At 73.5% G+C, this 23,475-nt stretch carries 18 protein-coding genes; 11 read left to right on the forward strand and 7 right to left on the reverse strand.

Translation table 11 applies throughout. The annotated features are described in order from the left end of the window. Positions 1 to 40: 40 nt before the first annotated feature. The 4 genes from AB0E88_RS21735 (at position 41) to AB0E88_RS21750 (ending at position 3,936) form a co-directional block, all read left to right on the forward strand. Positions 41 to 406, forward strand: a complete 366-nt coding sequence (locus AB0E88_RS21735) for an Rv2175c family DNA-binding protein (protein ID WP_361632748.1) — start codon at positions 41 to 43, stop codon at positions 404 to 406. A gap of 808 nt (positions 407 to 1,214) precedes the next feature. Further along, on the forward strand, positions 1,215 to 1,868 hold the full coding sequence (thiE, locus tag AB0E88_RS21740) for a thiamine phosphate synthase (protein WP_361632750.1): 654 nt from the start codon (positions 1,215 to 1,217) through the stop codon (positions 1,866 to 1,868). 146 nt (positions 1,869 to 2,014) lie between these two features. After that, positions 2,015 to 2,938 carry a methylenetetrahydrofolate reductase [NAD(P)H] gene (metF, locus tag AB0E88_RS21745; protein ID WP_361632752.1) on the forward strand — a complete coding sequence of 308 codons (924 nt, stop codon included), beginning with the start codon at positions 2,015 to 2,017 and terminating at the stop codon, positions 2,936 to 2,938. A gap of 56 nt (positions 2,939 to 2,994) precedes the next feature. Then, complete coding sequence (locus AB0E88_RS21750; RefSeq protein WP_361632754.1) at positions 2,995 to 3,936, forward strand: hypothetical protein; 942 nt, start codon at positions 2,995 to 2,997, stop codon at positions 3,934 to 3,936. Between the two features lie 16 nt (positions 3,937 to 3,952). On the opposite strand, the gene AB0E88_RS21755 is transcribed toward AB0E88_RS21750, so the two are convergent. The 4 genes from AB0E88_RS21755 to AB0E88_RS21770 all read right to left on the reverse strand — a co-directional run bounded on the left by AB0E88_RS21755 (position 3,953) and on the right by AB0E88_RS21770 (position 9,600). Beyond that, positions 3,953 to 5,464: an NAD(P)/FAD-dependent oxidoreductase gene (locus AB0E88_RS21755; RefSeq protein ID WP_361632756.1), complete on the reverse strand. Its 1,512-nt coding sequence runs from the start codon at positions 5,462 to 5,464 to the stop codon at positions 3,953 to 3,955. Positions 5,465 to 5,916: 452 nt separating this feature from the next. Continuing rightward, complete coding sequence (locus tag AB0E88_RS21760) at positions 5,917 to 6,543, reverse strand: TetR/AcrR family transcriptional regulator (protein ID WP_361632758.1); 627 nt, start codon at positions 6,541 to 6,543, stop codon at positions 5,917 to 5,919. 98 nt (positions 6,544 to 6,641) lie between these two features. Continuing rightward, a complete protein-coding gene (locus AB0E88_RS21765) occupies positions 6,642 to 8,726 on the reverse strand; it encodes a YhgE/Pip domain-containing protein (protein WP_361632760.1) in 2,085 nt (694 codons plus the stop codon). Further along, complete coding sequence (locus AB0E88_RS21770) at positions 8,698 to 9,600, reverse strand: ATP-binding cassette domain-containing protein (protein WP_361632762.1); 903 nt, start codon at positions 9,598 to 9,600, stop codon at positions 8,698 to 8,700. Before AB0E88_RS21770 ends, AB0E88_RS21765 begins: the two co-directional genes overlap by 29 nt. Before the next feature lie 167 nt (positions 9,601 to 9,767). Here AB0E88_RS21770 and AB0E88_RS21775 point away from each other — a divergent pair, with 167 nt between their 5' ends. From AB0E88_RS21775 to AB0E88_RS21785, 3 genes are all read left to right on the forward strand, one after another. Next, positions 9,768 to 10,334 (forward strand): SAV_6107 family HEPN domain-containing protein, encoded by a 567-nt coding sequence (locus AB0E88_RS21775; RefSeq protein ID WP_361632764.1) that lies wholly within the window; start codon positions 9,768 to 9,770, stop codon positions 10,332 to 10,334. A 135-nt stretch (positions 10,335 to 10,469) separates the two neighbouring features. Then, positions 10,470 to 11,240, forward strand: a complete 771-nt coding sequence (locus AB0E88_RS21780; RefSeq protein ID WP_361632766.1) for a methyltransferase — start codon at positions 10,470 to 10,472, stop codon at positions 11,238 to 11,240. Positions 11,241 to 11,527: 287 nt separating this feature from the next. After that, positions 11,528 to 11,920 carry a DUF3040 domain-containing protein gene (locus AB0E88_RS21785; RefSeq protein ID WP_361632768.1) on the forward strand — a complete coding sequence of 131 codons (393 nt, stop codon included), beginning with the start codon at positions 11,528 to 11,530 and terminating at the stop codon, positions 11,918 to 11,920. A 271-nt stretch (positions 11,921 to 12,191) separates the two neighbouring features. On the opposite strand, the gene AB0E88_RS21790 is transcribed toward AB0E88_RS21785, so the two are convergent. From AB0E88_RS21790 to AB0E88_RS21800, 3 genes are read right to left on the reverse strand one after another with little or no spacing between them, the layout of a single operon-like run. Next, positions 12,192 to 14,672: a DUF3488 and transglutaminase-like domain-containing protein gene (locus tag AB0E88_RS21790; RefSeq protein WP_361632845.1), complete on the reverse strand. Its 2,481-nt coding sequence runs from the start codon at positions 14,670 to 14,672 to the stop codon at positions 12,192 to 12,194. Beyond that, entirely contained in the window at positions 14,672 to 16,048 is a 1,377-nt protein-coding gene (locus AB0E88_RS21795; protein ID WP_361632770.1) for a DUF58 domain-containing protein, read from the reverse strand. Before AB0E88_RS21795 ends, AB0E88_RS21790 begins: the two co-directional genes overlap by 1 nt. Then, on the reverse strand, positions 16,048 to 17,082 hold the full coding sequence (locus AB0E88_RS21800; protein ID WP_361632772.1) for a MoxR family ATPase: 1,035 nt from the start codon (positions 17,080 to 17,082) through the stop codon (positions 16,048 to 16,050). The genes AB0E88_RS21795 and AB0E88_RS21800 overlap by 1 nt, the downstream gene beginning before the upstream one ends. Before the next feature lie 680 nt (positions 17,083 to 17,762). Between AB0E88_RS21800 and rsmH the strand changes: the two genes are divergently transcribed. The 4 genes from rsmH to AB0E88_RS21820 all read left to right on the forward strand — a co-directional run bounded on the left by rsmH (position 17,763) and on the right by AB0E88_RS21820 (position 23,474). Continuing rightward, positions 17,763 to 18,719, forward strand: coding sequence for a 16S rRNA (cytosine(1402)-N(4))-methyltransferase RsmH (gene rsmH / locus AB0E88_RS21805; RefSeq protein WP_361632774.1), 957 nt, complete (start codon positions 17,763 to 17,765; stop codon positions 18,717 to 18,719). A 391-nt stretch (positions 18,720 to 19,110) separates the two neighbouring features. Continuing rightward, positions 19,111 to 19,692, forward strand: coding sequence for a septum formation initiator family protein (locus AB0E88_RS21810; protein ID WP_361632776.1), 582 nt, complete (start codon positions 19,111 to 19,113; stop codon positions 19,690 to 19,692). Between the two features lie 5 nt (positions 19,693 to 19,697). Next, entirely contained in the window at positions 19,698 to 21,671 is a 1,974-nt protein-coding gene (locus AB0E88_RS21815) for a penicillin-binding protein 2 (protein WP_361632778.1), read from the forward strand. Positions 21,672 to 21,953: 282 nt separating this feature from the next. Next, positions 21,954 to 23,474, forward strand: a complete 1,521-nt coding sequence (locus AB0E88_RS21820) for a UDP-N-acetylmuramoyl-L-alanyl-D-glutamate--2,6-diaminopimelate ligase (protein WP_361632847.1) — start codon at positions 21,954 to 21,956, stop codon at positions 23,472 to 23,474. Position 23,475 lies beyond the last annotated feature (1 nt).

The following is a 23,475-nucleotide window of genomic DNA, read 5'->3' on the forward strand; positions in this document are numbered from 1 at the left end:
CTGACTTCCGACTGTCAGTGGCAGATGGCAGGCTTGTCCCGTGACCGAGATTGACGCAAAGATCGATGCTCTCGTCCCCGCCTGGCTCACCCTTCCCGACATCGCCGAGATGCTCGGCGTCGAGGTGACGCGTGTCCGGCAGCTGGTCAAGGAGGGCCAGCTCATCGCCGTACGCCGCGGTGAGAACCGCGCGCTGCACGTCCCCGCCCCCTTCATCGACGGGGACAAGGTCGTCAAGGGCCTGACGGGCACCCTGACGCTCCTGCGGGACGACGGGTTCACGGACGAGGAGATGCTGGAGTGGCTCTTCACGCCGGACCCGAGCCTGCCCGGTACGCCCGCACAGGCGCTCAGCGAGAATCGCGGCACGGAGGTGAAGCGCCGCGCCCAGGCGCTCGCCGTCTGACGCACCCACACTGAACACCGTCGACACACGGGCCGCGGCCCGGGGGGCCACGGCCGGGGCCACGTGCGGCCTCGGCCACGACCTCCCGGACCGCGGCGCTCTCCGTCCCGGTGCCGTTCGCCGGGGCAACCGTGCCCTCGGCGCTTGATGCCCTCGTGCCCGCCGGGCCGGTGGGCAGCGGCCCGCGAGGCGAGACACGCCTCAGGGCGGAGGCCACGCTCGCTCGGCGCGACGTGCTGCTCGGGCTGAACTGCGGCCGGGCCTGAAGACCGGCCGGTCCTGCATTTCGGCCCGGACCTCACGTCCGGCCGGCCTGAAGTCCGGCCGGGGCGTGCACTCCGGCCGAGGCGTGCACTCCGGCCGGGCCTCAAGACTGGCCGCGGCCCGAAGGTCGGCCGGATCTGAAGGGCGGGCCTGAAGCCTGGCCGGGTTCGACGTCCGGCCTCGTCGGAAAGCCGGACGGGCGGAAGAACGTGCCCCGCCGGAAGCCGGACCGGCCCGAAGAAGCTGCCCCGCCGGAAGCCCGACCGGCGGGAGAACGGGCCCCGCCGCAAGCCCGACCGGCCGAAGAAGCTGCCCCGCCGGGAAGCCGGGGCCTACGGAAAAGCCGGGCCCGTGCGCGTGGTGGCGCAACGGTTGCGAGCCGGGGGGCCGACCGGCCGGCCGGGCCCGGGCTCCCCTGTCGTGGTGTGCGCGGGATACGTTCCTGGGGTGCGTCCGTGGGCCGGGTCCGCGGAGCGCGCCGCCGCCGCCCGCACGCCGCGGCCCGTACGATCCGGACACCTCACCCACCCCGGGGGGACCACGTATGACCACCGCCGCCACTCCTCGCGCCCAGCTCGCCGACGCCCGGCTGTACCTGTGCACCGACGCCCGCAGGCGCCAGGGCGACCTGCCCGAGTTCCTCGACGCGGTCTTCGCCGGCGGGGTCGACATCGTGCAGCTGCGGGACAAGGGCATGGAGGCCGCCGAGGAACTGGAGCACCTGAGCGTCTTCGCCGACGCCTGCGCCCGGCACGGCAAGCTCCTCGCGGTCAACGACCGCGCGGACGTCGCCCACGCGGCCCGCGCCGACGTCCTGCACCTCGGGCAGGGCGACCTCCCGGTCCCGGCGGCCCGCGCGATCCTCGGCGACGACGTGCTGATCGGCCGCTCCACCCACGCCGAGGCGGAGGCGGAGGCGGCCGCCGTCCAGGAGGGCGTGGACTACTTCTGCACCGGCCCGTGCTGGCCGACGCCCACCAAGCCGGGCCGCCATGCCCCCGGTCTCGACCTGGTCCGGCACACCGCCGCGCTCGGCACCGACCGCCCCTGGTTCGCCATCGGCGGCATCGACCTCGGCAACCTCGACGAGGTGCTCGAGGCGGGTGCCCGCCGTGTCGTCGTCGTCCGGGCGATCACCGAGGCGCAGGACCCCGGTGCCGCCGCGGCGGAGTTCGCCAAGCGGCTGCGCCAGATGTGAGCGCGGGGCGGCCGTGGCGGCCCGGGCACCCGCGGCTCACCCGCCGTCGTCTCATGAGTGTCCAAGGGGTGGACAACAACCCGACAATTCGGGCAAATTTCCCGCTTTCGGTTGGGGGACCGTCCACCCCTGGCTAACCTGCCCGTATGGCCCTAGGAACCGCATCCACCAGGACTGATCGCGCCCGTACCGTGCGCGACATCCTCGCGACCGGCAAGACGACGTACTCGTTCGAGTTCTACGCGCCCAAGACGCCGGCCGGTGAGCGGAACCTGTGGAACGCCCTGCGCAGGGTCGAGGCCGTGGCCCCCGACTTCGTCTCCGTCACCTACGGCGCCGGCGGTACGACCCGCACCACCACGGTGAAGGAGACCCAGCAGATCGTCGTGGACACCACGCTCACGCCGGTCGCCCACCTCACCGCGGTCGACCACTCCCTCGCCGAACTGCGCAACATCATCGGCCAGTACGCCGACGCCGGCATCCGCAACATGCTCGCCGTGCGCGGCGACCCGCCCGGTGACCCCATGGGCGAGTGGGTGCCGCACCCGCGGGGTCTGACGTACGCCGCCGACCTCGTCCGGCTCATCAAGGAGTCGGGCGACTTCTGTGTGGGCGTCGCCGCCTTCCCGGAGATGCACCCGCGCTCCACGGACTGGGACACCGACATCCGGCACTTCGTCGACAAGTGCCGGGCCGGGGCGGACTACGCCATCACACAGATGTTCTTCCACCCCGAGTCCTATCTGCGCCTGCGCGACCGCGTCGTGGCGGCCGGCTGTGACACCCCGGTGATCCCGGAGGTCCTGCCGGTGACCAGCATGAAGATGCTGGAGCGCCTGCCCAAGCTGAGCACCGCCGCCGTCCCGGACGAGCTGAAAGAACGGATCCTCTCGGCGCAGGACGATCCGGCCGCTGTACGCTCCATTGGCATCGACTTCGCCACGGAGTTCTGCGCGCGGCTGCTGGCCGAGGGAGTGCCGGGTCTGCACTTCATCACGCTCAACAACTCCACGGCGACGCTGGAAATCTACGAGAACCTGGGCCTGCACCACCCTCCGCAGGCCTAGACCGGTCGCACCGCCGTACGACACACTGCGGTGCGGCCACAGGGAGAGGGGCGTACATGGGCTGGACGGTCCTCTACATCGCGTTCGGCGGCGTCGCGCTGTGGCTGCTCGGTGAAGTGCTGCTGCAGTACAAGGCGCGGCTTCGCTGGCGGCTGCTCGCGTTCGTCGGCTTCCTCGGCGTCGTGCTCGGCGTACTGATTCCGTCGGTCGTCGTCATCGGGCTGGGCGCGGCGGCGTTCGCGGTCGGGCAGACCTACGTCACGCTGTCGTTCCGGCGTGGCTTCGCCGCGGGCTGGGCGGTCCGCCGCCGCGACGAGGAGCCCGTGAAGCGCCGCAGGGGCCGGGCCGAGCGCCGGGACCCGGCGCTGGAGGTCTCCGACCTGGAGCCGGCCGACACCGGACACTCCGGCGCGGACGCGGACCACGGAAGCGCCTTCGCCGCCGAGACAATGTCCTACGGCCCCGACGACGACCACGACGACGTCTTCACCCCGGCCCGCCCGCCCGTCGCCACGGCCGCCGAGTCCACCATGGTCTACGAGCCGCAGCCGATGCCCGAGGACACCGGCTCCTACGGCGTCTACGGCGACCCCGCCTCCTCCACCGCCTACGCCGCGACGGCCCAGACCGCCGCCGGCGAGCAGCAGTCGTCCTACGGCTACGACTACTCCGGCTACGGCCAGTACGGCTACGACACCACCGGCCAGCAGCAGTACGCCGCCTACTCCGACCCGTACATCGGCACCCAGACCTACGGCGGCGCCCCGTACGACGCGGCCTACGGCGGCTCGTACGAGCAGCAGCAGGGCTATGCGCAGGACCCCTACCTCGGCGGCTACGACCAGACGCCGCCGGACGGGGTGTGGGTCCCGCAGCAGCGCACCGACGACTCCTACGGCGGTGAGCTCCCGCAGGAGCAGCCGTACCCCTACCAGCAGGGCACCGGGACCGGCCCGCAGCAGGCCGGCCACGGCTTCGACGAGCAGTACCGCTTCTGACGACGCCCCGCGGTCCTCACTGGGAGCCGCGGAACTCCGGCCCCTCGACGATGAGCCCGGCGACCAGGGCGCCCGACATGCCGGCGTGGGGGAGCCCCCCGCCGGGATGCGACCAGCCGCCGACGCGGTAGAGGCCGGGGAGGGCGGTGGCGTTCCCCGGGTGCAGCAGGCGTCCGGCGCCGGCGGCGAGGGCGGGGGCGGGTACCGCTCCGAAGCGGGCGCCCGTCTCGTCCTCCGTGTGCCCGGGAGTGCGCACCTCGTGCCACAGGATCCGCTCGGGCAGCTGCGGCACGGCCCCACCGGCGGCCTGGAGGAGATGGTCCGTGCAGCGCCGGACCGTGCCCTCGTCCTCCCAGGCGGCCTCGGCCGGCACCACCGCGGACAGCACCACGGCCTCGTGGGCGCCGTCAGGGACGAGCGAGGGGTCGTCCGGGCGCAGCACGGTCACGGTGGGACGCGGGGGCAGGTCGCCGTCCGGGGAACGCAGGAAGTCCAGCTCCGGCCCGGGAGCCGGCGGGTGGATCACCGTGCGGTGCACGGCGTCGGCCTCGCGCGCGCCGCGCAGCGCCAGCAGCACCGTGAAGCGGCCGGGGCGGACGGTCGCCGTGTCCGCCCGTACGTCACCGTCCGCGTCGAGCAGATGCTCGGTCAGCCCGCGCAGCCGGGCGGGATCGACCCCGGCCACCACGTGGTCGGCCTCCGCCACCGTCCCGTCGGAGAACTCCACGCCCGCGGCCCGGCCGTCCTTCTCCACGATGCCCGTGACCTCGGCGCCGAAGACGAACTCGACCTTGCGTGCCACGCACCGCTCGTACACCGCGCGAGCGAGTTCCCTGATGCCGCCGCGCACGTACCAGACGCCGAAGGCGTGCTCCATGTAGGGCAGGACGGCGGCGCTCGCCGGAGCGGTCCGGGGATCGAGGCCGTGGCCGAGCACGCAGCTCTCCAGCAGCGCCGCCAGCCGCTCGTCCCCCAGCTCCCATGCCCCGATCTGCGCGGCCGTGGCCGCCTTCCGCGTCCGCAGCAGCCGCTTGCGCTCCAGTGCCGGATACGGCTCCTTGTCCGCCAGCACCCGCCAGTTCGGCCACAGGGGCTCCTCCAGCAGGGGCCGGCGGGTGCGGTCCCAGGTCTCGCGGGCCCGGACCAGGAAGTCGCCCCAGCGTTCGCCGGCGCCCTTGCCGAGCGCCTCGTCCAGGGCGGCGACGACGCCCGCGCGGGAGGCGTTCGGCAGGGACACGCGTGTGCCGTCGGGGAAGACGTGGTGCGAGGCCGGGTCGACCTGCACCAGTTCGACGCAGCTCTCCAGCGGCTCCTTGCCGGTCTTGACGAACAGGTCCCGCCACACCGCGGGCAGCGGCAGCAGCCCCGGGCCCGTGTCGAAGCGGAACCCGTCCCGCTCGAAGCGGCGCACCGCCCCGCCGTACGTGTCCGACCGCTCGTACACCACCACCCGGTGGCCCGCGACGGCCAGCCGGGCGGCGGCCGCCATCGCGCCCATCCCGGCGCCGATCACCGCAATCCGTGCCATGCCTGCGACTTTATCCGCCCCCACCGACACCGCCGACCGGGTGCCTGGGCATGAGCGCGCAGGTCTGAGTATCCGTACTCAGCCGGTGAGATGAGTAGCTGTGCGGATGGGCCGCGACCTGCGGGGACGGGAGAGTGGAGACACGGAGACGGGGCACGGCTCCGGTACCGGCGGCACGGGGCGCCGGAACCGGGCGGCCCTCGATCCTCTCCTTCCGCCGGCGGTCGTCGGCGGGAGCGAGACACGGGGGAGATCCGGGGGACGACCGCACAGGGGGTCCCACGGGGGACGTACGGGGGAGCAACAGGAAGCGCCGGTTCCGGCGTGGCCCGCGGGGGACGCGGCCACTTCGGCACCGGCGCTTTCCCGTGCGCCCGGCGATCTCGCCGCGCCCGGTCGACGGCGTCCGGACTGCGGCGGGCGGACTGCGGCGTCCGGTCGGCGACGACCGGTCAGCGGCGGCCGCTCACCCGGCCCTGCAGCAGCCGGGACAGCGCCGCGTGCACGTCGTCCAGGGAGCGCTCGGGCTGGAAGGACTTCCAGTCCAGGGCGGCCACCAGCACCATGCCGACCAGCGCCGCGGCGGTCAGCGGCACGTCGATCTCCTCGCTGAACTCGCCGCCCGCCACGCCCTCGCGCAGGACGCCCTCGACGACCGCGACCGCCTCCTGCCGGACCACCATCAGGGTGGACTGCCAGGCCCGGTTGGTACGCCACAGCTCCGCCACGTACAGCTGGGTGAAGGCCGGGTAGCGGTCGATGAACACGAGCCCCGCGCGGATCATCGCGTCCAGCGCGTCCACCCGGGAGCCGCCCCCGTGCACGGTGGACTCGGCGGCCTGCCGCAGGGAGGCGGTCAGCAGGCCCACGCCGTGCCGCAACAGCTCCTCGAACAGGACCGACTTGCTCGCGAAGTTGTAGTAGACCGTGCCCTTCGCGACGCCCGCCCGCTCGGCGATCTCGTCCACCGTGGTGGCGGAGAACCCTTGCTCGGCGATGAGCGTGACGGCGGCCTCGTAGAGCTTCTGCCGGGTGGCCTCGCGGCGGGAGCTGCCGCCCGGCGTGGTGCTGCTGTCCATGCCGCTGATTCTCACAGGTCGCGCGGGGCGGCACGCGCGCGTGGTCGCAGGCCCGGTCGCGGGGGCGGTGGTCAGGGGGTCGGTTCCGGGGGTGGTGGTCACAGGCTCAGCTCCGGATGCAGCCGGTCCAGGGTCCACACCTGCCGGCGTCGCGCCGACAGGGCGGTCAGGGCGAGCGCCCCGGCCGTGAACGCCGTGAGGACCGCGCACGCCGTCCACACCGGTCCCAGCCCGCCGCCGGTGACGAGCCTGCGCAGCGCCTCGACGACGTAGCTCATCGGCAGGAAGGGGTGGATCGCGTTGAAGAAGCCCGGCGAGGTCTGCACCGGATAGGTGCCGCCCGCGGAGGTCAGCTGGAGCATCAGCAGCGCGAGGACCAGGATCCGGCCGGCCGCGCCGAACCGGGCGTTGAGCCACTGCACGATCGCCGCGAAACACGCCGCCACCAGGAAGAGGAAGCCGACCGTGCCGGCCGCGCGGACCATCTGCAGGCCGATCGCCCAGTGCAGCACGGCCATGAGCGCCGCCGTCTGCAGGACGCCGACGGCCACCACCGGCAGCCAGCCCGCCAGCGCGATCCGCCAGGCCGGGGCGCCCGCGGCGAGCGCGCGCCGGTTCATCGGCGGAATCAGCATGTACGCCACCATCGCGCCCACCCACAGCGACAGCGGGATGAAGTACGGCGCGAACCCGGTGCCGTAGTTGGGTGCCTTGTGCAGGTCCTGCGCGGCGAGCCGCACGGGGTCGGCCATGACGCCGGTGCGCCGGTCGCGGTCCTGCCGGTCGTAGTCGGGGATCTTCCCCGCGCCGTCGTGCAGCCCGCCGGCCAGCTTGCCGGAGCCGTCGACCAGCTTGTACATGCCGCCGTTCAGGGTCTCGGCGCCCGTCTTGAGCTTGCCGACGCCCTGATCGAGAGTGCCGGCGCCGGTCGAGGCGGTGCCGAGCCCGGTGTGCAGCTTCTTGGCGCCCGCGGCGACCTTGGCGGCCCCGTCGTTCAACCTGTTGATCTTGGATACGGCGTCGTCGAGGTCCTCGGTGAGGTGCGGGGCGCGCTTGGCGAGGGCCTGCGCCTGCTCCTGCAGCGTGCCGAGGTTGGCGCGGATGGTCTTCAGGTCGCCGTTCTGGTCGGCGATCAGGGTGTTGAGGTCGTCCGCGATGCCCGCCACGTCGGCGGCCGCCTGCTTGGCGTCCTTCAGCTTGGTGCAGCCCGAGTCCGGCAGCAGGGACTTCTCGCAGTGCTCGCGGTAGAACGTGTTCAGCGCGTCGGAGGCCAGATGGGCGCCCTTGGCGGCCTGGGGGGCCCGCTTCACCAGGTCGTCCAGGTTGTGCTGGACGGCGGCCGCCGAGTCGGCGACGAGCCGGGCGGTGTCCCCGATGGTCTTCTCGTTGGCCTTCAGGAACGGGCGCACCTGGCCGGCGGTGCCGTTGACCTTGTCGGCGAGTGCCTGCGTACCGTCGGCGACCCGCTGCGAGCCGTCCTCCAGATCGCTCGCGCCCTGGTTCAGCTTGGTGAGCCCCGTGTTGAGCTTGCCGCTGCCCGCCTTGGCCTCCTTCAGCCCGTCGGCCAGGTCCTTGGAGCCCTTCTCCGCCTTGCCGATGCCGGTGCTGAGCCGGTCGGCGCCGCTCGCCGCCTGGACGGTCTTGTCGTGGATGTCGGAGAACGAGATGAAGATCTTGTCCAGGAAGGAGCGCGACGCCTTGCTGGAGGCCGCGGCGCGCACCTCGCTGAACACCGTCCGGGAGATCTGCCCGACGATGTAGTTGTTGGCGTCGTTGGTGCGCACCTGAAGGGCGCCGGTCTCGGGGGCGTCACCCGCGCTGGAGGCGATCCGCTTGCTGAAGTCGGCGGGCATGGTCAGCGACAGGTAGTACGTGCCGTCCTCGACGCCCCGGCGGGCCTGCCCGGCGCTCACCTGGTGCCACTCGAACGTGCGGCTGTCCAGCAGCCGCTCGGTGATGTCGTCGCCGGCGGTGAGCTTCTTGCCGTCTACGGTGGCGCCCTTGTCCGCGTTCACGAGAGCGACGGGGATGCGGTCGAGGCGGCCGTAGGGGTCCCAGAAGGACCACAGGTACAGCGCGCCGTAGAGCAGCGGGAGCAGCAGCAGCGCGACCAGGGCGGCGCGCGGCAGCTTGCCCCGGCCGAAGCGCCGCAGCTCAAGAGCGGCCAGTTTCGGCGAGCGCATCGGCCGCCGCCTCCTTCTCGTCGTCCTTCACGGTCGCGTCACCCGCGCGGGTCTTGTCGGTGTCCTCGGCGGTCTCGTCGGTCGCGCCGGTGTTGCCGCCGTCCTCGGCCGTCGCCTCCCCCGCGCGGCCCTTCTCGTCGTTGCCGGTGGCCGTGGCGTCGGCGCCGGTCTTCTGATCGCCGCCGGTGGACACGGTGACGGCGCCGTCCGGGGCCTCGCTGCACACCGCGGCGACGGTGATGCCGGCCTCGGTCAGGGACCTGAGCAGCGCCCACATCTCGGCGCGCTCGGCGTCCGCCAGCTTCAGATCCGCGTCGTCGACGCCCAGCAGCCCCGGCCGCCCGATCAGCGCGAGTGCGATCGACAGCCGCAGCGCCTCCAGCCGCTCCAGATCGCGAACGGCCGTGCGGGGACCCTTGGGCAGAGCGTCCAGGTCCAGTCCGGCGGACGTCAGGGCCTCCTCGACGCGCCGGGAGGCCGTCGCGGCCCGCTCCGCGCGCGGCCTGAGCAGAGAGCGCAGTCCGTCCCCGAAACGCCGCTGGAGCAGCGCCCGTTCCCGCAGGTGCTCGCCGACCGTGAGCGCGGGGTCGAGGTCGGTCACGCCGGGCACGTGGGCGAGTGCGGCGACCCGGCGCAGGGCGGCCATCTGCCGGGGCAGCCGGTGGCCGCCGACCGTGACCGACCCCTCGGTGGGGCGCATACGTCCGGTGAGCGCGAGCAGGAGACAGGTACGGCCCGAACCGGACGGCCCGGTGACCGCGATCAGCGAGCCCGGTTCCGTCTCGATGTCGACGCCGCGGAAGGCCCAGCCCCGCGGCCCTTTGAGTCCGAGGCCGCGGGCCGCTACGGCGAGCCCGGGCGAGTCGTCGTCCACGTGACCCCCTGCTTTTTTGAACTGACTGGTCAGTGCAAAAACTAGCCCGAACCTTCGATCGAGGCAAAAGCCCAGGTCAGAACGGATTGTCAGTGGCATACCCGACGATGGGCACATACGGCACCCCCGTAGGGCAGTGCCGTCACGCAGACGACAGGAGGTTCGTCATGGCCACCCACTCCGCAGCAGCCGCGCACCGGCGCCGCGCCACCGGCCCTGCCCCCTCACTGAACGGCCCGGCGAGCGACGTGCACCCGGTGCTGCGCCGGGCATCCGCCCCGCCCGCCGCACTCGACCTGCTCGCCCAGGCACGCGCCGGCCTCGACGAGGCCGCGGTCCTCGACACCCCCAACGAGCGCTACGCCACGGCCCACCTCGCCGCGCTGCGCACCGCGGCCGCCGTGCTCGCCGCGCGCGGCCGGCCCGAGTCCACTCCCAGGAAGCGGGCCAGGATCCGGAGCGCCTGGGAAGTGCTCCCCGAGATCGCGCCCGAACTGACCGAATGGAGCGCGCTGTTCGCCTCAGGCGCCCGGCGCCGTGCCCGCGCGGAGGCGGGCATCCAGGGCGCGGCCGGCAACCGCGACGCCGACGACCTGATACGCGACGTGGCGATGTTCCTCCGCATCGTCGAGCGGATGCTGGTCCTCCAGCCGGTCCTGCCGCAGCCCCGCCAGGACACGGACGAGGCGGTGCGCGGGGAGGTGAGGGGCGCGGACATGCCGGACGCGGGCTGACGCGGTGGCCTGGGGCGACCACGGAGGCAATAGGGTGGAGCACGCCTGAAGCCTTCCGTCCCGCGTCCGGGCCCGGAGGGCAGCCCGTATCGCGCCGCCGTGACGTGGCGGTGCCGCGCCGAGGAGTCAACCAACGTGTCGGACCCGATGCGACCCCGAGCCTCTCTTCGTACCGCCGTCGTCTGGGAGGTCCTCCAGGACGCCCTCGACCGCCGGGTGAAGGCCACGGGCCGGCAGGTGCTGGACGTCCTCGACACCGGCGGCGGCAGCGGCAACTTCGCGGTGCCCGTCGCCCGCCTCGGCCACAACGTCACGGTCGTCGACCCCAGCCCCAACGCGCTCTTCGCCCTGGAGCGCCGCGCCGCCGAGGCGGGCGTGGCCGACCGGGTGCGGGGCGTTCAGGGCGACGCCCACGGACTGTTCGACGTGGCCGAGCGGGGCGGCTACGACGCCGTCCTGTGCCACGGCGTCCTGGAGTACGTGGACGACCCGGCCGAGGGCGTGCGCAACGCGGTCGCCGCGCTGCGCTCCGAGGGCGTGCTGAGCCTGCTCGCCGCCGGCCTCGGCGGAGCCGTGCTCGCCCGGGCGCTCGCCGGGCACTTCACCGAGGCCCGGCAGGCCCTCGCCGACCCCGACGGCCGCTGGGGCACCGGCGACCCGGTGCCGCGGCGCTTCACCACCGAGCAGCTCACCGGGCTGGTCGAGAGCGCGGGGCTGCGGGTCGCCGCGGTCCACGGCGTGCGGGTCTTCGCCGACCTCGTCCCCGGCGTGCTGGTCGACACCGAGCCCGGTGCGCTGGAGGCGCTGCTCAAGCTGGAGGAGGCCGCCGCCGAGCTCCCCGCCTTCCACTCCGTGGCGACCCAGCTCCACGTCCTCGGTGAGACGCGGGCGGCTGCGGAGGGCTGACAGGCCTCCCGAGGCGATCCGCGGCGCGCCGTTGATCAGCGCGTTGGCCGCGGATGGAGTCCGCCACAGACCCCCCGTTCGGGGGCTTGTCGCCGTATGATCGAAGGAGACCGCCCGGCATGACGGGTCGGCCGCCGGGGAATGGAAGCCTCAGCGAGCCGGGACGTTCATGACGGATTCCGGTTGGCCAATTGGCGCAGAGGGGCGGGTTTCACGGGGGCGATTCCCTGCCTATCCTGAAGGGACCCCCCGGGTCGCCCCGGCGACTGCACGATGAGGAGGACTCCGTGCCGCTCTCGGAGCACGAGCAGCGCATGCTCGAGCAGATGGAGCGAGCGCTGTACGCCGAAGATCCCAAGTTCGCGTCGGCGCTTGAGGGAAGCGGGCTGCGTACGTACACCCGGCGGCGGGTCTACCAGGCGGTCGCGGGCTTCCTCGTGGGTATCGCGCTCCTCATGGCCGGAATGGTCGCCAAGCAGGTCTGGCTCAGTGTCGTGGGCTTCCTCGTGATGCTGGGGTGTGCCGTCCTCGCTGTGACCGGCTGGCGCAAGGCACCCAAGCCCGGAGAGCATCCGGCTGCCGCGGGTCCGCATGCCCGGCGGCAGCGGGGGCCGAAGCGTTCCATGATGGACCGCATCGAACAGCGCTGGCAGCGGCGCCGGGACGAGCAAGGCCACTGAAGCCGAGGGTCCTCGACGACATCCCGAGGGGTGACCACCACCAGGTGGTCACCCCTTCGGCGTCTGCGCCATGCGTCTGCGCCCACGACGCCCGTCCCGGGGGCGCAGTGCTCTCCCGACCGGACGCCCCGGGGCGGGCTCAGGATGCCCGTCGAGCCGGCCCGCGGGAGTGCCGTCGGGCCGGCCCGCGAGGCCCCGGGCCACTCAGGGGAGCCCTAAGCCTGGCCCCCGGTGAGGGGAGCCCTGAGCCTGGCCCCCGGTCAGGGTCGGCTCAGCTGGATTCCTGGCTCCGTGGGCGGGGGAGCAGGTGGGCCAAGCGCTGGGACCAGCGGGATCTGAGCGCTGTCCAGCGGGCCGAGACGTCCCACAGTGCCCGGACCGCCGACCGCGGGGCGACGAGGGCTCGCAGCCGGGTACGACGGCCGGCCTTCGCACGGAGAGCGGCCCGCATCCGGCGCACGTCGTCGGCCAGCCCGGCCTCCGCCTGCGCCCGCGGCGCGTACAGCACCTGCTCCACGGCGCCCGCCACCCGGTGCACCGACGCAGCCGCCGGTCCCTCCAGCTCGCCCAGCCGCACGATCCGCGCCGCCGCCTTGCGCGGGGTGAGCGCGTCGTCCGGCGGGATGCCGTAGTCCCAAGCCGTGTCGATCAGCTCGCCCCATACCGCGAGGACATGCCCGGTCGCCGCCTGCTGCGCCGTGAGCAGCGCCGGCTCCGCCGTCACCTCGGGGCCCTCGGCGCCGCCCTCGCGGCCCGCACGGGACGCGGTCGGCCCGCGCGGCGCGTGCTGGGCCGACGCCAGCCGCAGCGCACGCCGCCGCACCCGCCACAGCATGGGCAGCAGCAGCACGGTCACCGCCGCCAGGCCCAGCAGCGTCCAGGTGGCGATCGCCCACCAGGGCGTGGAGTCGTCGCCGCCCTGCGCCGGGTTCAGCGGCAGCGCACCGGCGCACTCGTCGAGCTTCTTGGCCTGCACCGAGCAGCTCGAGCTCGCCGAGGGCGCCGCCGACGGGGCGGTGCCCGCCGAGCGCGAGGCCTGCGGTGCGTCGGGGAGGTTGTTGCCCGGGCTGTCCGGCGTGGTGTACGACGGCGTCGTCCCGCGGGTCGGCGTGGGCTCGAAGCGGGTCCAGCCCACGCCCTCGAAGTACAGCTCGGGCCAGGCGTGCGCGTCCTTCACCCCGACCGCCACCGAGCCGTCCGACTGCACCGTCCCCGGCGCGAACCCGACCGCGACCCGGGCCGGGATGCCGAGGGTGCGGGCCATCGCCGCCATCGCGAAGGAGAAGTGGACGCAGAAGCCCTGCTTGTCCTTCAGGAACTTGGCGATCGCGTCGGGACCGCTGCCCACCTCGACCTGCGTGTCGTACTGGAAACCGCCGGTCAGCGCGAAGTAGTCCTGCAGCGCGACCGCCTTGTCGTAGTCGCTCGTCGCGTTCCGGGTGATCTGCCGTGCCGTCCGCGCCACCACCGACGGCACCGAGCCCGGCACCTTGGTGTACTCCTGCAGGATCCGCTCCGGCGCCCGCGGAGCCGATGCCAGCTGCTGGGCCGTCGGCCGCACGTCGAGGCTGCGCACCTCGTACGTCTCACCGCGTGTGGTCTGGCCGTGGTCACCGACCAGCGTCATGCCCACCGGCTCGTAGCGCCACTTGCCCCCCACGCTCACACCGCTCGGCGGGTAGGGCATCGGCAGCCAGTCCTGGGCGTACCACTCGGCCGCGGAGATGCGGGTGGTGATCTGCGCCCGGCGGACGTCCGCGCCCAGGCCGGCCGGGCCGGGGAACTGCTCCGGCACCGCGGTGATGTGCCGCTTGGCGGGTTTCCACGTGGTGCCGTCGAAGTCGTCCAGCGAGACGATCCGCAGATACAGGTTGTTGAAGTCGTCGCTGTCGGTGCGCAGGACCATGGCCGTGCGGTCCTGGTCCTGGTTCAGGCTGTCGCGCAGGGAGACCAGCGGGTTGACCGCGGAGATCGTGCCCCCGGCGCCGCTGCCCGAGCCCACGCCGCCCCGGGCGTCGGCCAGCAGTCCGCCCTGGATCGCCGGCAATGGAAGCAGCGGCACCACCAGGGCGATTCCCAGCGCGACGGCGCCGATGCGCCGGCCCGTGCGCACCGGGGCCAGCGGACCGTCCGGCGCCCCGGGGACACGGGGGGTGCCGCCGAAGACGCGCCCCCACTGCGACAGCCGCTCCCGGCCCTCGGCGAGCAGCAGCATCAGATAACCGGCGGCCGCCACCAGGAACCACAGCCAGTCCATGCCGCCGTCGGACAGCCCCGCCGCGACCGAGTACAGCGCGAGCAGCGGCAGTCCCGCCGGGGCGGCACTGCGGTAGGTCACCGCGAGCGTGTCCACCAGCAGCCCGATCACCAGGACGCCGCCGACGAGCATCAGCCGGATGCCGTCGGACTCCAGCGGTGCCGGGATCGCGTACCGCGCTATGTCGTCGGAGCCCTGCCGCAGCAGGTCGGAGAAGTGCTGGAACGCCTGCGGGCCGGGGACGAACCCGGCCACGGCCTGCCGGCCGGCGAAGACGAGGGTGAGCAGCAGCAGGGTGACCAGCGCCTGCGCGGCCACGGTGAGCGGCCGCGCCAGCGGCACGCGCCGGGTCGCCGCGCCCACGCCGGACTGGACGGCCAGCAGGACCGCCGCCTGCAGGATCCAGGTGGCCGGGTCGACCAGGGGCAGCAGCGCGCAGGACGCCATCACCGTGGCCGCCCACGCGCACAGCGCCAGCCGTGCCCGTCCGCTGATCATCGTGCCTCCCCCGTCATGCCCGGACCGCCCGCGGCCGCGAGGCTCGTGCGCTCCCGGTCCGCCTGACGCCACAGATCGGCCGGTGTCGCACCCCGCGGGACGCTCAGGGCTGTCCAGCCCGCCTCCCGCAGCAGCCGCAACCGCTCTTCCGTCCTGTTCATCGGACGAGGGACGTCGATCGGTTCACGCAGCCACACGTCGCTGTCCAGGACGAACGCGATCGCTCCCGCGCTGCGCTGCCGCATCCTGGCGGCCACCGCGGCCTGCTGCTCGTCCAGGTCGCCGAAGAAGGCCACCAGCAGCCCCTCGTTGCCGCCGCGCAGCACGTCGTAGGCCCGGGACAGCCCCGCGCCGTCGGAGTGGTCGATCACCGCGAGGGTGTCCATCATCAGGCCGGCCGCGTCCGCGGACTGGTGGCCGGTGCCCGCGAACCCGTCGGCGCCCTCGCCGGGCACCGAACTGCCGGTGTCGGTCAGCAGCCGCACCGAGAAACCCCGCTCCAGCATGTGCGTCAGCACCGAGGCGCAGCCGGACACCGCCCACTCGAACGCGGAGTCCGGGCCCGCGCCGCGGAAGGCGACGCCCCGGGTGTCCAGCAGCACCGTGCAGCGCGAACGCTGCGGCTGCTCCTCGCGCCGCACCATCAGCTCGCCGTAGCGGGCGGTGGACCGCCAGTGCACGCGGCGCAGATCGTCGCCGTGGCGGTAGCCGCGCGGGATCACGTCGTCCTCGCCGGCCAGGGCCAGCGAACGCTGCCGTCCGTCGCCGTAGCCCTTCGCCTCACCGGTCAGCCGCACCGGCGGCAGCGGCTCCACCCGGGGGATCACCGTCAGGGTGTCGTACGACGAGAAGGACCGCGTCAGCTCGCACATGCCGAACGGGTCCGACAGCCGCAGCTGCAGCGGGCCCAGCGGAAAGCGGCCGCGCAGGTCGGAGCGGACCCGGTAGGACACCTCGCGGCGCCCGCCGGCCTCCACCCGGTCCAGCACGAAGCGCGGGCGCGGACCGAGCACGTACGGCACCCGGTCCTGGAGCATCAGCAGGCCCGTGGGCAGCCGCGAGACGTTGTCCACCCGCAGATGAACCCGGGCCTCGCTGCCGGCCGGCACCCGTGCGGGGCTCAGCCGGCGGCTGCCGGCGACCCGGTAGCGGGTGCGGTAGAGCACCGCCGCGCACACCAGCGGCAGCGCCGCCAGCAGCAGCCCGACGCGCAGCAGGCCCTCCTGTCCGAGGACGTAGGCGCAGATCGCGGCGGCGATGCCGGCGGCCAGAAAGGAACGGCCGCGCGTGGTCAGCCCGGCCAGGGCCGTACGGACACCGCCCGGCTCCCCGCGGCCGGCGTCCGGACGTCCCGTCCCCCCGTCGTACGCCATCACAGCCTCCGCGGCGGCTGCTGCGGGTAGGCCGGGGCGGTGGCGCCCAGGCCGAAGCCGTGCTGCTGGGACGCCGTCGGGACCGGGGTGTGCTGCAGGATCTCCAGCACGACCTGCTCGGCCGTACGACGGTTGAGCTGGGCCTGGGCGGTGGGCAGCAGACGGTGCGCGAGGACGGCCACGGCGAGCGCCTGCACGTCGTCCGGCAGCGCGTACTCCCGGCCGCTGAGGGCCGCGGACGCCTTCGCCGCGCGCAGCAGGTGCAGCGTCGCGCGCGGGGAGGCGCCCAGTCTGAGGTCCGGGTGCGTGCGGGTGGCGGCGACCAGGTCCACCGCGTAGCGCCGGACCGTGTCGGCGACGTGGACCCCGCGCACGGCGTCGATCAGCTTCACCACGTCGTGCGCGTGCGCCACCGGCTGCAGGTCGTCCAGGGGGCTGACCCCGCCGTGCACGTCCAGCATCTGCAGTTCGGCCTCCGGGGTGGGGTAACCGATGGAGACGCGGGCCATGAAGCGGTCGCGCTGGGCCTCGGGCAGCGGGTAGGTGCCCTCCATCTCGACCGGGTTCTGCGTGGCCACCACCATGAAGGGACTCGGCAGCTCGTACGTCTGCCCGTCGATGGTGACCTGGCGCTCCTCCATCGACTCCAGCAGCGCCGACTGCGTCTTGGGCGAGGCCCGGTTGATCTCGTCGCCGATCACGATCTGCGCGAAGATCGCGCCCGGCTTGAACTCGAAGTCCCGGCGCTGCTGGTCCCAGATGGACACACCGGTGATGTCCGAGGGCAGCAGGTCCGGGGTGAACTGGATCCGCCGCACCGAGCAGTCGATGGAACGCGCCAGCGTCTTGGCGAGCATCGTCTTGCCGACACCGGGGACGTCCTCGATCAAGAGGTGTCCCTCGGCGAGCAGCACGGTCAGTGCCAGCCGAACGACCTCGGGCTTGCCCTCGATCACTCCTTCCACGGAGCTGCGCACACGCTCCGCGGTGGCGGTCAGATCTGTAAGGCTCGCTCGCTCGTCATAGGTCGTCACCCGGCCCTCCTCGGCCCGTTCTTTCTTTCGGGCCGCCGCAGATGCGGAACCGGCCCACCCCGAATCACGGACACCTCGCGAAAAAGGTTCCGCGCGACGTCACAACCGCATTCTTGTTGCCGTTACCGGTTCGTGTCACTCGCCTGTGGACAACTGGCTGCGATATGTCGGGCCTTGCGGCCTTTCGGCCCTCGGAACGCCGGATTTCGCGAACGATGCGTGAGGAGAACGCGTGGGCGGGCCGTCCGGCGGGCATCCGTGACGGTCACGGCCACCCTGTCCGGGCGGGCTGTGGACCGGTCAGCACGTCACTCCGGTGCCGTGACCCACATGGGTAACGCGGGCGGTGCCGAACGGGTGAATTCGGCGGATCCGGTGCTACGCGTGCGTGCCGGTGCGCGACGCGCAGGCCGGTTGATTGACCGCGAGACAGGGTGGACTAAAGTGACGCGAAGCGGGAGGCGAGGCCCTCCCCACGGGACTTCCCGTCCCCGCGTCAGAACCCTGCAAGACCCCGGCGTGCTGTCCGGAGATCTCCCACGTGCGCGGCGCGTACGTACGGCTCGGCCTCCTCCCGCTCCCGGTCGGCCGCCGCCGTGAGGCGCCGGTCGGCCTCCCCTTCTGGGAGCGGGCGGGGACCCGGCGGTGCGGAGCGTTCGCGCCGGACCTGAGAGGGCCCCTTGAGTCAGAGTCGACACGTCCCAGTGATGCTCCAGCGGTGTCTGGACCTGCTGGCGCCCGCCCTGCAGGAGCCGGGGGCGGTCGTCGTCGACTGCACCCTGGGCCTGGGCGGCCACAGCGAGGCGCTGCTGACCCGCTTCCCCGAGGCCCGGCTGATCGGTCTCGACCGGGACAAGGAGGCGCTGCGGCTGTCCGGTGAGCGGCTCGCGCCGTACCAGGACCGTGCCACGCTCGTGCACGCCGTCTACGACGAGCTGCCCGAGGTCCTCGACCGGCTCGGCATCGCGCGCGTGCAGGGCGTGCTGTTCGACCTGGGCGTCTCCTCCATGCAGCTGGACGAGGCGGACCGCGGGTTCGCCTACGCGCAGGACGCGCCGCTGGACATGCGCATGGACCAGACGACCGGCGTCAGCGCGGCCGAGGTGCTGAACACCTACCCGCCCGGCGAACTCGTCCGCATCCTGCGCGCGTACGGCGAGGAGAAGCAGGCCAAGCGGATCGTGGCCGCGATCGTGCGCGAGCGGGAGAAGGAGCCGTTCAGCAACAGCGCGCGGCTGGTGGAGCTGATCCGGGACGCGCTGCCGCAGGCCGCCAAGCGCACCGGCGGCAACCCGGCCAAGCGCACCTTCCAGGCGCTGCGCATCGAGGTCAACGGGGAGCTGTCGGTCCTGGAGCGGGCCATCCCCGCCGCGGTCAAGGCGCTCGCGGTGGGCGGACGTGTCGCCGTCCTCTCCTACCACTCCCTGGAGGACCGGCTGGTCAAGCAGGTCTTCGCGGCCGGTGCCGCCTCCACCGCGCCGCCCGGGCTGCCGGTCGTGCCCGAGCGCTACCAGCCGCGGCTCAAGCTGCTCACCCGTGGTGCCGAACTTCCCACCGAGGAAGAGGTCGCCGAGAACCGCCGGGCGGCCCCCGCGCGGCTGCGCGGCGCCGAACGCATCAGGGAGGACGTGGAGTGAGCCAGGCGACGGGGCGGGCGCGCGCGGGGACCGGCCCCGGGCGGCCGGGGCCGACGACGGCCGTAACACCGGGCGGAGGAGTCGGCCCCCGCCGGTCACGGCCGGTCACGGCCCGTGCGGCCGGGCCGCGCGAGCCGGCCGCGCGGCCCGGGGCCGGCCGCGTCACGGCGCCCCCGCGCGCCGGAGCGTCCGCGTCATCCGGCGACCCGTGCGGTGCGGTCCACCGGGAGGCCGGCTGCCGCTGGGCGGTCCGGGCCGGCCGCACCACCCGCGCAGGGGGCTGCGGCCGCGCCTGCCGTCCGCCCCGGCGGACCGGCCTGCGCCCGCACTCCCGGTACGGCGCGGCAGCGACCGTTCGGCACAGCGGTGAGCGAACCCGGGGGAGGGGCGAGTGAGTGGGAAACCCCAGGTGAAGGGGCGGGCCGCGCGGCTTGCCCGGCTGTTCCCGGCGGCCGGGCGGGGGCAGGCGGCCCGTACGCCGTTCGTCCTGCTCGTCGTCCTGCTGCTCGGCGGCGGCCTCATCGGGCTCCTCGTGCTGAACTCCGCGCTCAGCGAGGGCTCCTTCAAGCTCGACGACCTGCAGAAGGACACCAAGTCGCTCACCGACGAGGAGCAGGCCCTGCAACGCGACGTGGACGCCTACTCCGCCCCCGAGGCCCTGCAGCGCCGCGCCCGCGAGCTGGGCATGGTGCCGGGCGGGGACCCCGCCTTCCTCGGCCTCGACGGCACCGTCAAGGGCTTCCCCTCGCCCGCCGCCGCGGACCTGGAGGAGGCCCCGCTCGTCCTCGCCCCGGAGGCCAGGCCCGCCGGCCAGGCACCGACGCCCACGGCATCCCCCTCGGCCACCGCCTCCCCGGCGGCGACCGCCCCCTCGGCCACCGGCTCCCCGGCGGCAACCACCCCGTCGGTCACCGCTTCCCCGGCGGCCGCCACCACGCCCCAGACATCCCAGACGACGCCCCCCGGCAGGTGACGGAAGTGGTCGATGACTTCGGCAGGAAACCGCCGCGCCGCCGCGTGCCCGGCCCCGCCCGGCCCGCCCGGTCCGGGGCGCCCCGGCGGCAGCCCGGCCCCGGCGGACGTCCGGCGCGCCGCCCCGCCCCGCCCCGCAGGGCCGCGCCCCCGCGCACGCTGAGGCTCGGCAGCCCGCGCCCGCGGCTGCGCCTGGTCGGCCTGGGCCTGACCCTCGTCATGGCCGCCTTCGTCTTCCGTCTGCTGCAGGTGCAGGCGGTCGACGCCAGCACCTACGCGGCCAAGGCCGAGCAGAACCGGTACGTCGTGCACACCCTCGCGGCCGAGCGCGGCGGCATCACCGACCGCAACGGCGTGGCCCTCGCGGCGAGCGTCGACGCGTACGACATCACCGCCGACCCCACGATGTTCACGCGCAAGCAGCTCAAGATCGACGACGGCCCCGAGCAGGCGGCGGCGCTGCTCGCCCCGATCCTCGGCCAGGACCAGGCGGCCCTGGTCAAGAAGCTGCGGCCGAAGGACAAGGACCTGCGCTACGTGCGCCTCGCCCTGAGCCGCACCCCGCAGGTGTGGACGCAGATCAAGGATCTCCGGCTCGCCCTCGCCAAGAAGGCCGAAAGGGACAAGTCCACGGTCAACGTCCTCGCCGGCGTCTTCGCCGACCCCAGCAGCAAGCGGATCTACCCCAACGGCGATCTCGCCGCCGGGATACTGGGCTGGGTCAACGCCGACGGCCGGGGCGGCGGCGGCATCGAGCAGCAGCTGAACAAGACGCTCTCGGGCAAGGACGGCAAGATCCGCTACGCCCAGTCCGGCGGCCGTCAGGTGCCGACCGCGGGCTCCACGGAGACGCCCGCCGTGCCCGGCTCCCAGGTCGAGCTGACCATCGACCGCGACATCCAGTGGGCCGCGCAGAACGCCATCACCGAGCAGGTGAAGAAGTCCAAGGCGGACCGCGGCTACGTCGTCGTCCAGGACACCCGCACCGGCCAGATCCTCGCCATGGCCAACTCGCCCGGCTTCGACCCCGGAAACCTGCGGCACGCCAACCCCGCCGCGCTCGGCAACGCGGCCGTGCAGGACGCCTACGAGCCCGGCTCCACCGCGAAGGTGATGTCGATGGCCGCCGTACTGGAGGAGAACGTCGCCACGCCGCTCACGCACGTCGTCGTGCCGAACCGGCTGCACCGCGGCGACCGGCTCTTCCAGGACGACATCGACCACGCCACCTGGTACCTCACGCTCAACGGTGTGCTCGCCAAGTCCTCCAACATCGGCACCATCCTCGCCACCGGCCAGCTCGGCAAGACCCAGCCGCAGGCGAACCAGGTGCTCTACTCCTATCTGCGCCGGTTCGGGATCGGCAGCTACAGCGGGCTCGACTTCCCCGGCGAGACCAAGGGCATCCTCGCGCCGCCCGGACAGTGGTCGACCTCGCAGCAGTACACGATCCCTTTCGGCCAGGGTTTCTCCATCAACGCCATCCAGGCGGCGTCCGTCTACTCGACCATCGCCAACGGCGGTGTCCGCGTCGAACCCACCCTCGTCCGCGGCACCAAGGGACCCGACGGGCGCTTCACGCCGGCGGCGAAGCCCGAGGTGAGAAGGGTCGTGAGCGCCAAGACCGCCAAGACGCTGGCCCAGATGCTGGAGTCGGTCGTGGACGACGAGCAGGGCACCGGCATCAAGGCGCGCATCCCCGGGTACCGAGTGGCGGGCAAGACCGGCACCGCCAACCGCGTGGATCCGGCCACCGGCCGCTACAAGGGCTACACCTCGTCCTTCGCCGGGTTCGCACCCGCCGACAAGCCGCGCATCACCGTCTACTGCGCGATCCAGAACGCCACCACGGGCAGCTACTTCGGCGGCCAGATCTGCGGACCCATCTACAAGCAGGTGATGGAGTTCGCGCTCAAGACCCTCCAGGTCCCACCGACCGGCGCCCACCCCGCGAACCTGCCCGTGTCCTACCAGCCGTGACCCCGCCCGCCCCCGGCACCGCCTCCCGCCGGCCCTGACCCCGCCCGCCCCGGGACCGTCTCCCACCAGCCCCGACCCCCACCGGACCGCTCCCCCCGACCCGGACCCGACCCCCTGCCGATCAGCGCGACCAGCCAGGAACGAGCCGTGACCATGATCACCCCCCAGCCCGGGAACCAGAACGCCTCCGGCCCCTCACTTCGCCCAGGGGCGGGTGCGCCCGGTACGCTCACCGCCGTGCCACACGCTGATCAGTCCCGAACCACCCAGAAGGGCGCTTCCGTGACCTACCCGGGACCGCCCCGGCCGGCCGAGGTCTCCGCCACACCCCTCGCGGACCTCGCCGACCAGCTGGGTATCCAGCAGCCGGAGAGCACCGCGGCGGTCACGGGCATCACCCACGACTCGCGCGCCGTCCGCCCCGGCGACCTGTACGCCGCCCTGCCGGGCGCCCGCCTGCACGGCGCCGACTTCGTCACCCAGGCGGCGAGCCTGGGCGCGGCCGCGGTGCTGACCGACCCGACGGGCGTCGAACGCGCCAAGGCGACCGGCCTGCCCGTCCTGGTGGTCGACGACCCGCGCGGACGGATGGGCGAACTGGCGGCGACGCTCTACGGCCACCCGGGCCGGGACCTGCTCCAGATCGGCATCACCGGCACCTCGGGCAAGACCACCACCGCCTACCTCGTCGAGGGCGGCCTGAAGACCGCGAAGAGCACCGGCCTGATCGGCACGGTGGAGATGCGCATCGGCGAGGAGCGCATCAAGTCCGAGCGCACCACCCCCGAAGCCACCGACCTCCAGGCGCTGTTCGCGGTGATGCGCGAGCGCGGCGTCGAGGCGGTCGCCATGGAGGTCTCCAGCCACGCCCTGGTGCTCGGCCGGGTCGACGGCTGTGTCTTCGACATCGCCGTCTTCACCAACCTCAGCCCGGAACACATGGAGTTCCACTCCGACATGGAGGACTACTTCCGGGCCAAGGCACAGCTGTTCACGCCGCACCGCAGCAAACGCGGCGTGGTCAACCACGACGACGACTACGGCCGCCGGCTGGCCAAGGAGGCGACCGTCCCGGTCGTCACCTACTCCGCCGAGGGCCACCCCGACGCCGACTGGCGCGCCGAGGACGTCGAGGTCGGCACCATGGACTCGACGTTCACCGTCGTCGGCCCCGACGGACAGCGCATCCGGGCCAAGTCGCCGCTGGCGGGCCCCTTCAACGTGGCGAACACCCTCGCCGCCGTCGTCGCCCTCGCCACGGCGGGCCTCGACCCGCAGGCCGCCGCCGACGGCATCGCCGCCGTACCCGGTGTGCCGGGACGTCTGGAGCGCGTCGACGCCGGGCAGCCCTACCTCGCGGTCGTCGACTACGCCCACAAGACCGACGCCGTCGAGTCGGTGCTCAAGGCGCTGCGCAAGGTCACCAAGGGCCGGCTGCACGTCGTGCTGGGCTGCGGCGGCGACCGGGACAAGACCAAGCGCGCGCCGATGGGCGCCGCCATGGCGCGGCTCGCCGACACCGCCGTACTGACCTCCGACAACCCCCGCTCCGAGGACCCGCTCGCGATCCTCGCGACCATGCTCCAGGGCGCGGCCTCGGTGCCCGCGCACGAGCGCGGCGAGGTCGTCCTCTTCGAGGACCGGGCCGCCGCGATCGCCGCCGCCGTGGACCGCGCCCAGCCCGGCGACACCGTGCTGGTCGCGGGCAAGGGCCACGAGCAGGGGCAGGACATCGCCGGGGTGGTCCGTCCCTTCGACGACCGCCAGGTGCTTCGCGAAGCAATCCAGAAGACCCAGGGATGAA

It is taken from the genome of Streptomyces sp. NPDC028635, from assembly GCF_040637635.1.
Lineage (GTDB): Bacteria > Actinomycetota > Actinomycetes > Streptomycetales > Streptomycetaceae > Streptomyces.